This window comes from Streptomyces spinoverrucosus, from assembly GCF_006539505.1.
Taxonomy (GTDB): domain Bacteria; phylum Actinomycetota; class Actinomycetes; order Streptomycetales; family Streptomycetaceae; genus Streptomyces; species Streptomyces spinoverrucosus.
This window is the reverse complement of sequence record NZ_BJND01000125.1, coordinates 1-9,855: the sequence shown is the minus strand read 5'-3', so window position 1 is coordinate 9,855 and position 9,855 is coordinate 1. Positions and strand designations below refer to the sequence as shown.

The window sequence follows — 9,855 nt, the reverse complement described above, 5'->3', positions numbered from 1 at the left end:
GGACAGGGACAGCCAACCCGGCACATCGATCTCCGCGCGCACCGTACGGGTGTCGGTGACCTCGATGCGGACACGGCCAGGGACGAGGGAGAGGCGCAGTTCGAAGTCTCTGCCCGGTGCGCGACCGTGGGTGACGGCGTTGGCAGCGAGTTCCGCGACGATCACCGCGGTGGCCTGTGCGGCATCGGAGTCGTACGGGAGCCCCCAGGCGCGGAGTTGGTCGAGGGCGAGGTATCGCGCGAGGCGGGCGCCTCGGGGTGTGACGCCGACCGATAGTTTGCCTTACGTTCCACGGACTGGATGACCGAGTACTGGTGATCCCGGTTATCCGTAGCTGCGGAGTTGGGCCGCCGGGCGGACGATCTCGGGACGCCTTCGTGATCAGGCCACCACGTGAGCCTCCGAGCCCGTGGTCCGGGAGCTCGTCAGCGACACGCGATCGTGCTGACCGAGCCGTTTGTGGCTGTCCTGCCGTCTGCGCACCCTTCGCAGCCCAACGCGCCGTCCACATCGAGCAGTTGGCGGACTGGCCCTTGGTGCTTCTGCCTCGCGCCGTAGGCCCGCCGCTGTACGACCAGATCACCAGCCTGTGCATCGCGGCAGGCTTCACCCCCCGGGTGGCGCAGCGCGCCGTGGAATGGCAGACCGTCTGCGGCCTGGTAGAAACTGGGCTTGGCGTGTCACTGGCCCCGGAGGGCATCCGCCGCATCCGCCTCAAAGGCGTTGCCTTCCGCAGGATCGAGCCCAACACCACTCGCACACGAGTCGCCGTCGCCTGTCGTAAGAACGACTCAAATCCCCTGGTCCCACGCCTCGTGATCGCTTTGGAGGTTGACGAGCGGGCCCGGCTGGAGGAGCCGGCCGCATCCCGGACGGCGCCGACGGGCCCGGTCCAACGGGCCGCGGCTGTGTTGGCCTGCGCCGAAGGGATGTCGAACGCTGCGATAGCGCGGCGGATCGGCCGGCATGTGGACACCGTCCGGGCCTGGCCGCAAACGCTTCGCCACCGAGCGGATGGCCGCTTTGTCCGATCGTCCCCGACCACGTGGCCGTTCCCGGCTCAGCCCCGCCGACCTGCGGCACGTGGACCCACTTACGGCTGTTGGCCACCTTCGGCCGTCCGGCCTGGCAGTGTCCGCCTCGCAGGTCGGATGGATCCTTGGCGTCGTCGACCTCAAGCCCCACTTGGTCCGCGGCTGGCTCACCCGTCCGGACGCCCCCGGACCTCTTCACCCGCGCCGTCGACATCTGTGCCGTCTACCGCAACTGTCCTGCGGACTCGGCCCTGGAGTCCTAGCCCAGACACCAGCCGCACAATAGCCGAGTGATCATGTACTCGCCGCCGTGGCGGCCCGCTCGTCGTGTTCGCGGAGCATCCGCATGACGGTGGCGGGCGAGCGGTGCTGGCCCTTCTTCGCGCCGGTCGTGATGACGAGCCGCTTGGCGTACATCCTGACGTGGCCACGAACGCGATCGCCGCCAGCACTTCCCGGTCTCCGTGCCGGCGTCGCCCGCCACCCTGCGGCCGCGACGGCGCCTCCGGCACCACGCGCTGGAACAACTCCCACAACTCGTCCGGCACCAGCCGCCCAACGATCCCCACCACGACCGACAGCCCATCGAGCCAACCAAGTGAGATGACATCCAGAACGGAAGAGCCGTGCGGCTCAGACGGTGTCGTCGAGATCTTGGGCGTACGTTTCGATAGCCCGCCGATACTGGCGCACGTGAGGGTCTTCGCTGGTGGTGGCGAGTAGCCTGAGCAGGATTTGCATGGCTTCGTGGTGCTGGCCGGTGTTGAACAGGGCCATGGCGAGGAAGGTCTGCAAGGCCCCGTCATCGGGGAACTCGGCCGAGCCTTGGCGGAGGATGCTGACCGCCTGGGTGTACCGGCCGAGTACCCGGTAGGTGCTGCCGAGGCCGAGGAGAGCTCCTCGGCGTTCCTCGTCCGCCAGCCCTGATCCGCTGAGGCTGCCTTCGTAGAAGGGGAGAGCCTCCGCCTCCAGGCCCAGTACGTCAGTCGCCCGCCCTCAACCAGGAGGACCAGGTCGGTTGGGCGGTGTGGGGGTTGGGACAGCTTTCTTGCGCGGCCCGACGGTGGACGGGGCGTAGACGCCCTTGACTCAGGAGTTCAGGCAGGACCACCGATGGCGTTGGGGACAGCGCCGGTGGTTTGCACGACGTTGAGGGCCGGTGGGCGCGGCGCAGATCCTTGCACACGGAGGGCCCTCGCGCCCCGACCTATCCCGCCATGACGTTTCGTCACAGGATCTGAAAGACCTTGTAGGCGATGCCGCCTTCGACGAAGTATCCCGACCCGACGCAGACTGTGTCGTTGAGCCATGCGTAAGGCTCTGCCCCCGTCTCAAAAAGCGGGTTGGTCCGGAAGTAGTAGTGGGCTGGGTCGATCCGGTACCGCTCGTCGGGGTCGGCCAGGGCCTCGCGCACCTCGGGCGGGGTGACCCAGCGGCCGCCGTAGGTCATGTGCAGGAGGGCGCCGTCGTGGGTGCGCAGTGTCAGGCGTACGTCCAGGGTCATCGCTCCGTCGGGGGCGAACAGCGCCCAGTCTCCCCCACCGGGGAGGACGTCGCCGCGCAGCTTGGGGCCGTTGAACGTACCTCCTGCGGCGCCGAAGAGGACGCGCCGACCGAACGGGCCGCTGCCGATGGGCAGGCGGGGGTTCAGTTCGACGACCATGTCGAAGAGGTGCGCTGTCCGGATCTCGCCGACGTCCTTCACACGCGGGTCTGCCGTCATGCCGCGTCGCCTCCTGCGATCGCGGGGAACAGCCTCTGTTGAACCGCGTCCGTCGAGACTCCCGACTGGGCGCACAGCGTCGCCAGGTCGAAGAAGAAGCGTTCTCCTGCGATCAGGTCGTCTTTGAAGGTGAACTGGATGAACACCGGTATCTCAGCACGTTCGCCGTTGGGGACAGCACCGAACCGGTTGCCCGTCATGGTCAGCCGCGCTGTACCCCAGCACACGAGCGTGTCGCCGTTGTTCGCGTGGCCGTGCAGGACGACGTCGTAGTCGGGGAACGAGGCGAAGAACCGCCGTAACGCCTTCTCGTTCTCGGCCAGGCCCCGAGACGTCGTACCGAAGGCCGGGGTCTCCAGCACCATGTCGGGGTGGAGGAGCCGCAGGGCGGCTGGAACGTCCTGTCGGCTCTTGGCGACGGCGAGCGCGTGCGCCAGTTCGAACCTGCGTTGTTCATGCATTAGGTGCCTCCTTCAACATGCTTGCAAATTAAACGTACGATCGATCGTATGCTTGAGGCAAGCGCATGACAGGATGGAGTCGATGAACGAGCACTCAGGGAGTCGAGGGCAACAAGTGGCCGTGTCTTCAACGGAAGCAGCAGACGCGACCGTGGCGGACCAGCGCCTCGTCCGCGGTGCCCGGACCCGGCAGAAGATCACGCGCCACGGCGTCGACGTCGCCTCCCTGGAAGGGCTCAACGGGCTCAGCATCGGCCGTCTGGCCACCGACCTGGGGCTGAGCAAGAGCGGCATCCAGACGCTCTTCAAGACCAAGGAGAACCTGCAGCTCGCGGTCGCGGAGTCGGCGCGCGAAGAGTTCGCCGAAGCGGTCATCCGCCCCGCACAGACCGCTCAGCCGGGCACCGCCCGGCTCCGCGCACTGACGGAACGCTGGATCTCCTACATCGAGGCGCCGTTGTTCGCCGGAGGCTGTTTCTGGGCTGCCTGCCTTCCCGACTTCGACAGCCGGCCCGGGAAGGTCCGTGACACCCTGCTGCTCCACCGCCGCACCTGGCTCGCTCTCCTCGCCGGCGAACTCGGCTGCGCCGTGAACACCGGGGAGATCGCCCAACTGGACGTGGACCTCACGGTCTTCCAGATCGACGCCGTGCTCAACGCAGCAAACACCGCACTGCGCCTGGGTGAAAGTGACGCGGTCTCAAAGGTTCGCTGCGTGGTCGACGGGTTCCTTGCACCCCCGCACTGACAGGCGACCCCCGCACGTGAGGCGCCTCGACGGCCAATGCGTGGCACTTCACGGGGTGGCGGAGGCCGCCGCCATGCCGCCGACGAGGACAGGGACCGCGAGGAGTGGGGGAGCGCCTGAGCGGATCGGTCGGACGAAGTGAGAGCGCTTCAAGAATCCCGAAGTTACGTCACAGAGCCGCAGAGCACGCGTAGCCAACCCGTGCCGCCCTTCTCACGTCACGGCTGATCGCGAATACCGCTACGCACCGGGGTTCGACGCCCGTGTCGGCCAGACCAGTGCCTGAGCGACGATGACACGCTCACCATTGAAGGTGACGGCGGGGCCTTCGTGCAGCTCGTAGCCAAGATCCATCGCTTCGCTCACACGCCGGCAGAACGTGGCGTCATCCGGCCCAGTCAAGACTCGGTAGATCGGCAATCCGTCAGGTGGTGTGCTCATGGAAAGAAGGATCCCAGACGCAGCCGCTCGCCGAACCGGTGGGCCACTTACGCCCAGTTGCATCATCAGGTTTCGCTGAAGGTCCGTCGGTAAGCGCCGGGTGTGGTGCCGAGATGTACCCGGAAACGGCGACGCAGGTTGACCGCCGAGGCGAGTCCGACCCGGGTGGCGATGGCTTCCACCGGAAGGTCGGTCTGTTCCAGCAGTATCCGTGCCGCCTCAAGGCGCCGGCCGAGCACCCACTGTCCCGGGCTGATGCCGAGCTGTTCGGTGAACCGCCGGGCGAGGGTTCGGCTGGACAGTCCGGCGCGTTCGGCGAGGTGGTCGAGGGTCAGCCGGGTGTCGAGGTGGGAGGTGGCCCACTCCAGCAGTGGCGCCAACGACTCGTCCGCCCTGGCCGGTGCGGGCTGTGCGGCGTACTGGAGTTGGCTGCCCTCCCGGTGCGGTGGCAGGACCATGCGCCGGGCGATCTGGGCGGCGTACGCCGCGCCGTGGTCGGAACGCACCAGGTGCAGGCACAGGTCGATGCCCGCGCCGGTCCCGGCGCTGGTCGCCACGTCGCCGTGGTCCACGAAGAGCACGTCCGGATCCACCTGCACCTCGGGGAAGGCGGCGGCGAACCGGGCGGCGCTGCGCCAGTGGGTGGTGGCACGGCGCCCGTCGAGCAGTCCGGCCTGAGCGAGGACAAACGCGCCCGTGCAGATAGCGACGATCCTCACCCCGCGCCGGTGGGCGCCCCGCAGCGCCTCGGTGACGTCCGGCGGTACGGGTGCGCCGGGCGGCTGCCAGCCGGGGACGACCACGGTGTCCGCCTCCCGCAGGGCGGCCAGCCCCGCCTCGACGAGCATCGCGTAGCCGGCGGTGGTCGGCAGGGGGCCGGGACGCTCGGCGCAGACCCGGAAGCTGTAGCGGGGCGGCCCGTCCTGCGGGGCGGTATCGAAGACCTCGGAGGCACAGGCCAGCTCGAAGGGCGACTGCGGCGGGGTGAGCAGGGCCACCACCCGATGAGGGGTCATGGCAGGAATGTACCCGAGGGTGTCTTTCCAGACTCTCGGCGTGGAGGCCCGCCCCGGTCACAGTGGACCCATGAGTGAAATCGTCGAAACGGCAGTGCTACGGACCGAGATACAGGTCGACGGCGAGATGGCCAGCTATCTGACCGTGGACCAGGACGGCCCGGCCGTGTTGCTGCTGCACGGAACGTACTGGAGCAGGGTCTGGCTTCCGGTGCTGGACCGCCTCGCCGAGGCGGGGCTGCGGCCCATCGCGGTCGACCTTCCCGGACTTGGGCGCTCGGGAGGCGAACTCACCCTGGAAACGGGCGCGGTGCCAGCCCTCGCGGATTGGGTGGCGCGATTCGCCTCCGCGCTGAAGCTCTCCGGGCCGATCGCCGTAGCGGGTCATGACATCGGTGGCGCCGTCGCCCAGCACATCCTCGTCCACGATCGACTGGAAGTGTCCCGGCTGGCATTGGTCAACTCGGTCACCTACGACTCCTGGCCGGTGTCCAGCGTGGCCCGGTTCCGGGACCCGGAGGTCGTCGCCGCGACCACCGCCGACGAGATTCTCGCCGCCCGCCGGCAAGCCGTGACAGCAGCGCTGGCTGGTGCCGCCACCGAGCAGCGGATCGCGGACTATCTGGATCCGTGGACCGATGCGCGGGTGCGCCGCTCCTGGATGGCCATGGTGGGCGCGGCCGACAACCGCTACACCCGCGATGCCGTTCCCGCCCTGCGGCACAACGCGACACCCAAGTTGCTGATCTGGGGCGAGGACGACGGCTTCCAGAAGGTGGAGTACGCCGAACGGTTCGCCTCGGAGATCCCGCACACCACACTCATACGTGTCCCGGATGCAGGGCACATCCCCACGGAGAACGCGCCCGGACAGATCGCGCGCGCACTCATTGACTTCTTCACGGCGTAGAGGCTGAGTGGGCGGTATGTGAGCTGCCGTTGTCGTTTCGGTCACTACGGGTGGGTTTCGTCGCCACCGCATGCCGGGGCGAGTTCACCTCCCGCCAGGACCTCGCCGACCGCATCGACGACTTCGTGCTCCAATACGACGCCACGGACGCCGCTACGACCACAACTCCCGGACGCATTACTACGAAGTCGCCCCACCCCAGCCGACCGGCTGGTGCGGGTGATCGTCCGACCGCCACAGCCAGCGCAAGGCATCAGGGAGCAGGACACCACCGTGGTTGGGGCTGTGGCCGCCGTCGCCCAGGACGAGGCGGAAGTCGTATCCGGCTTCCGCCAGCGCTGCCGCGACACGCAAGTTGTTGGCGAGCCAGTTCGCCTCGGGCTCGTTCCAGCGTAGATCACGATGACCCGCTTGCAGGAAAATGCGCAGCGGCTTGCGGGAAACGCTGGGGATCAGCTCGGGGTACGGGTTGCCGCCGGGCATCTGCGCGAAACTGGACAGGTACCCGATGACGCGGCGGAACTTGTCCGGGCGCAGCCATGCTGCGGTAAAGGCGCAGTTGCCACCGCTACTGCCACCGCAGATGCCCCACCGATCGGGAACCTCGGCAATCGAGTACCGCTTCGTGACCTCAGGGATGATCTCGCTCAGTAGGAAACTGACGTACCGATCGTCGAATGCGTCGTACTCGGCGTTGCGGTTCTTCGGATCCTCAGCGTCTGGGAAAACGCCAGGGTCGACGAACACGCCGATCGTGACCGGTATGTCGCCACGGTGGACGAGGTTGTCCAGGACGATCGCCCCGCGGACCTCCCCTTCGGGGTTCAGGTACCACCATCCGTCCTGGAACACCATCAGCGACGCCGGCTGCGAGGGGTCGTACCGGGCGGGCACGTGAACCCAGAACTTCCGGGACGTTCCTGGGTAGATCGCGCTGTCGTTCCAGTCGAACTCGATCGTCTCGCCGACAGGCACGCCGGGCTGGACAGCCGAGTCGGGGCCATGGACGTAGCGAACGTCCGACTGATCAACCGGAAGCGGCTGGTAGGGCACCTCGATCGTCACGCGGGCCAACCTAGGAGAGATCGCGAAGTGTCTCAAAGGGGTTTAGTGCCCATGGCCCCGCACGGCTTGACTTCTCCATTGGGAAGCCATCTCGGTCTTGGTTCGGTGACCCGCGTCACACTCGGCTTCTGTCAGCAATCGGGGCGCCGTCTCGTTCAAGGGGCACGCGAACGAGACAGGAGCATCGCCATGAAGCACCGCATCGTCGTACTCGGCGCCGGATACGCCGGGGCCTTCGCCGCCGGAAACCTGGCCCGCCGGCTCTCCCCCGCCGACACCGAGATCACCGTCGTCAACGCCGTGCCCGACTTCGTGGAGCGGATGCGGCTCCACCAGCTCGCGATCGGCCAGGACCTCGCGTTCCGCAAGCTCGCCGACGTATTCGCGGGCACCGGGGTGCGGCTGCGCCTGGCGCGCGTCACCGGCGTAGACCCTGAGCGCAGGACCGTCGCCGTGACCGGCGAGGACGGTGACGGCGAGCTCGCGTACGACACACTTCTCTACGCGCTCGGCAGCTCCGTAGCCCACCATGGCGTCCCCGGCGTGGCCGAGTACGCCTTCGATGTGACCGGCCGGTCCTCGGCGCTGCGTCTGCGCGAGCGCCTGGCCGGCCTGGGCGAGGGAGGCACCGTACTGGTCGTCGGTGAGGGGCTGACCGGCATCGAGACCGCCACCGAGTTCGCCGAGTCCCGGCCGGACCTCTCGGTCGCGCTCGCCGCCCGCGGTGAGCTGGGCGCCTGGCTCTCCCCGAAGGCCCGCCGTCACCTGCGCCAGGCCTTCGACCGGCTCGGCATCACCGTCCACGAGCACACCGGCATCGAAGCCGTCGAGCCGACACGGGCGATCGCCGCCGACGGTACGTCCATCCCGGCCGACGTGACCGTGTGGTCGGCGGGGTTCGCCGTACACCCCATCGCGGCCGCCAGCGGCCTGGAGGTCGCCGAGACCGGCCAGATCGTCGTCGACCGAACCATGCGCTCGGTCTCGCACCCGGACGTCTACGCCGCCGGTGACTGCGCCTACGCGATCGGCGAGAACGGCCGACCGCTGCCGATGTCCTGCGCCTCGGCCGGCTACACCAACATGCAGGCGACCGCCGCGATCATCGCGCGCCTGACGGGCAGCAAGGTCCCGACCACCGGGCTGAAGTACCACGGCAACCACATCAGCCTCGGGCGGCGGGACGCGATCTTCCAGATGGTGGACGGGGACGCCCGGTCGAAGTCCTGGTACCTGGGCGGCCGGACCGCCGCGCGGCTCAAGTCGGGCGTGCTCAAGGGGGCCGGGTGGGGCATCGCCCACCCGACCTTCGGCATGCCGAAGCGCAAGCGCCGCCTGGCCACCGCGCCCGACCGGGCCGGTGTGAAGGTCGCCGCATAGGCTTCTCCGCATGGACAGCGCAGCCATCGATCGATTCGAGGCCAGCCGGGGCCGGCTGGCCTCGCTCGCGTACCGTCTGCTCGGCTCGGCCGCCGACGCCGAGGATGCCGTGCAGGACGCGTTCCTGCGCTGGCAGGCCGCGGACCGGGAACGTATCGAGGTGCCGGAGGCGTGGCTGACCAAGGTCGTCACCAATCTCTGCCTCGACCGGCTCCGCTCGGCGCAGGCGCGCCACGAGCGCGCTGTCGGAGACTGGCTGCCCGAGCCACTCCTCGAGGGCGACCCGATGCTCGGCCCTGCCGATACCTTCGAGCAACGCGAATCGGTGTCCTTGGCCGTACTGACCCTCATGGAGCGCCTCTCGCCGGTCGAGCGGGCCGCCTACGTCCTGCGCGAGGCCTTCTCCTACCCCCACGCCGAGATCGCCGGGATCCTCGACATCACCGAGTCCGCGAGCCAGCAGCATGTCCACCGGGCCCGACGCCGCATCGCCGCCGAGCGCCGTGGCGGCGACGAGGTGGACCCCGCGTCCGCGCGCCGGATCGTCGAGGAGTTCCTCGCCGCGGCCACGTCGGGGCGCACCGAACGGCTGGTGGCGATGCTCACCGCCGACGCGACCGCGGTCTCGGACGGCGCCGGACTGGCCAGGCGGCTGCTGCGGTACAAGACGCGCGAGCGCGTCGCCTCCTACGTGCGGGCCGGCTTCAAGCCCACTCCGGCGAAGCGGCGGCTGGCCGGGGGCTCCCCCGCGATGCACATCGCGTGGGTCAACGGCTCCCCGGCCGTCCTCGCCGTGGTCGACGACCGGGTCGTGGGCGCCGTGGCGTTCGAAGTCAGCGACGGCAAGGTCGCGGCCCTGCGCGGCATCGCCGCTGCGGACCGGCTCGGGCGCCTCAACGAGACCTGGCGGCAGCAGGAACCAGACGCGCCGGTCATCAACGCATGGTGACCGGAGCCACCGGAATCCGGTGACCTGGGTCGGAGCGAGGACGGCGTCCCTTCGGCCTCCGCGCTGCATTTGGCCCGTTTGGGACACTGTCGCGCCTAGCTGACCGGGCGTTCGTCCTCTCCCGGGGG

At 68.8% G+C, this 9,855-nt stretch carries 11 protein-coding genes and 4 pseudogenes; 6 read left to right on the top strand and 9 right to left on the bottom strand.

Annotated elements, in window-relative coordinates; genetic code table 11:
* Positions 1 to 234: pseudogene (locus SSP24_RS45510) on the bottom strand (ATP-binding protein); the annotation flags it as partial.
* 207 nt (positions 235 to 441) lie between these two features.
* On the opposite strand from SSP24_RS45510, the pseudogene SSP24_RS41405 reads away from it, so the two are divergent.
* Together SSP24_RS41405 and SSP24_RS45505 are read left to right on the top strand one after the other, a co-directional pair.
* Positions 442 to 836: pseudogene (locus tag SSP24_RS41405) on the top strand (LysR family substrate-binding domain-containing protein); the annotation flags it as partial.
* The gene (locus SSP24_RS45505; protein ID WP_373306693.1) at positions 816 to 1,328 is read left to right on the top strand and encodes a helix-turn-helix domain-containing protein; all 513 of its coding nucleotides are present in this window, start codon (positions 816 to 818) and stop codon (positions 1,326 to 1,328) included. The pseudogene SSP24_RS41405 and the gene SSP24_RS45505, both read left to right, overlap by 21 nt.
* On the opposite strand, the gene SSP24_RS45055 is transcribed toward SSP24_RS45505, so the two are convergent.
* The 5 genes and pseudogenes from SSP24_RS45055 to SSP24_RS41380 all read right to left on the bottom strand — a co-directional run bounded on the left by SSP24_RS45055 (position 1,329) and on the right by SSP24_RS41380 (position 3,218).
* Complete coding sequence (locus SSP24_RS45055) at positions 1,329 to 1,451, bottom strand: hypothetical protein (protein WP_268255087.1); 123 nt, start codon at positions 1,449 to 1,451, stop codon at positions 1,329 to 1,331. It abuts the gene before it with no gap.
* Positions 1,445 to 1,606: pseudogene (locus SSP24_RS41395) on the bottom strand (transposase); the annotation flags it as partial. The pseudogene SSP24_RS41395 and the gene SSP24_RS45055, both read right to left, overlap by 7 nt.
* 61 nt (positions 1,607 to 1,667) lie before the next feature.
* Positions 1,668 to 2,018, bottom strand: a pseudogene (locus SSP24_RS41390) (tetratricopeptide repeat protein); the annotation flags it as partial.
* Between the two features lie 244 nt (positions 2,019 to 2,262).
* Positions 2,263 to 2,757 carry a DUF3237 domain-containing protein gene (locus SSP24_RS41385; protein WP_141316264.1) on the bottom strand — a complete coding sequence of 165 codons (495 nt, stop codon included), beginning with the start codon at positions 2,755 to 2,757 and terminating at the stop codon, positions 2,263 to 2,265.
* Entirely contained in the window at positions 2,754 to 3,218 is a 465-nt protein-coding gene (locus SSP24_RS41380; protein ID WP_141316262.1) for an ester cyclase, read from the bottom strand. Before SSP24_RS41380 ends, SSP24_RS41385 begins: the two co-directional genes overlap by 4 nt.
* 151 nt (positions 3,219 to 3,369) lie before the next feature.
* On the opposite strand from SSP24_RS41380, the gene SSP24_RS41375 reads away from it, so the two are divergent.
* Positions 3,370 to 3,966 carry a TetR/AcrR family transcriptional regulator gene (locus tag SSP24_RS41375; protein WP_218037153.1) on the top strand — a complete coding sequence of 199 codons (597 nt, stop codon included), beginning with the start codon at positions 3,370 to 3,372 and terminating at the stop codon, positions 3,964 to 3,966.
* A 240-nt stretch (positions 3,967 to 4,206) separates the two neighbouring features.
* On the opposite strand, the gene SSP24_RS41370 is transcribed toward SSP24_RS41375, so the two are convergent.
* Together SSP24_RS41370 and SSP24_RS41365 are read right to left on the bottom strand one after the other, a co-directional pair.
* Positions 4,207 to 4,407 (bottom strand): DUF1737 domain-containing protein, encoded by a 201-nt coding sequence (locus SSP24_RS41370; RefSeq protein WP_141316258.1) that lies wholly within the window; start codon positions 4,405 to 4,407, stop codon positions 4,207 to 4,209.
* A 65-nt stretch (positions 4,408 to 4,472) separates the two neighbouring features.
* Positions 4,473 to 5,423, bottom strand: coding sequence for a GlxA family transcriptional regulator (locus SSP24_RS41365; protein ID WP_218037152.1), 951 nt, complete (start codon positions 5,421 to 5,423; stop codon positions 4,473 to 4,475).
* A gap of 70 nt (positions 5,424 to 5,493) precedes the next feature.
* Here SSP24_RS41365 and SSP24_RS41360 point away from each other — a divergent pair, with 70 nt between their 5' ends.
* Positions 5,494 to 6,333, top strand: a complete 840-nt coding sequence (locus SSP24_RS41360; protein ID WP_218037151.1) for an alpha/beta fold hydrolase — start codon at positions 5,494 to 5,496, stop codon at positions 6,331 to 6,333.
* Between the two features lie 180 nt (positions 6,334 to 6,513).
* On the opposite strand, the gene SSP24_RS41355 is transcribed toward SSP24_RS41360, so the two are convergent.
* Complete coding sequence (locus SSP24_RS41355) at positions 6,514 to 7,398, bottom strand: alpha/beta hydrolase (RefSeq protein ID WP_141316256.1); 885 nt, start codon at positions 7,396 to 7,398, stop codon at positions 6,514 to 6,516.
* A gap of 189 nt (positions 7,399 to 7,587) precedes the next feature.
* Here SSP24_RS41355 and SSP24_RS41350 point away from each other — a divergent pair, with 189 nt between their 5' ends.
* Together SSP24_RS41350 and SSP24_RS41345 are read left to right on the top strand one after the other, a co-directional pair.
* A complete protein-coding gene (locus tag SSP24_RS41350; RefSeq protein ID WP_141316254.1) occupies positions 7,588 to 8,778 on the top strand; it encodes an NAD(P)/FAD-dependent oxidoreductase in 1,191 nt (396 codons plus the stop codon).
* A gap of 10 nt (positions 8,779 to 8,788) precedes the next feature.
* Entirely contained in the window at positions 8,789 to 9,727 is a 939-nt protein-coding gene (locus SSP24_RS41345; RefSeq protein WP_141316252.1) for a sigma-70 family RNA polymerase sigma factor, read from the top strand.
* The last annotated feature ends 128 nt before the right edge of the window (positions 9,728 to 9,855 follow it).

Bases quoted from the DNA above. Each gene is read 5' to 3' on its own strand.
- SSP24_RS45055 (WP_268255087.1), bottom strand. From the start codon at position 1,451: ATGTACGCCAAGCGGCTCGTCATCACGACCGGCGCGAAGAAGGGCCAG.
- SSP24_RS41385 (WP_141316264.1), bottom strand. From the start codon at position 2,757: ATGACGGCAGACCCGCGTGTGAAGGACGTCGGCGAGATCCGGACAGCG.
- SSP24_RS41380 (WP_141316262.1), bottom strand. From the start codon at position 3,218: ATGCATGAACAACGCAGGTTCGAACTGGCGCACGCGCTCGCCGTCGCC.
- SSP24_RS41370 (WP_141316258.1), bottom strand. From the start codon at position 4,407: ATGAGCACACCACCTGACGGATTGCCGATCTACCGAGTCTTGACTGGG.
- SSP24_RS41365 (WP_218037152.1), bottom strand. From the start codon at position 5,423: ATGACCCCTCATCGGGTGGTGGCCCTGCTCACCCCGCCGCAGTCGCCC.
- SSP24_RS41360 (WP_218037151.1), top strand. From the start codon at position 5,494: ATGAGTGAAATCGTCGAAACGGCAGTGCTACGGACCGAGATACAGGTC.
- SSP24_RS41350 (WP_141316254.1), top strand. From the start codon at position 7,588: ATGAAGCACCGCATCGTCGTACTCGGCGCCGGATACGCCGGGGCCTTC.
- SSP24_RS41345 (WP_141316252.1), top strand. From the start codon at position 8,789: ATGGACAGCGCAGCCATCGATCGATTCGAGGCCAGCCGGGGCCGGCTG.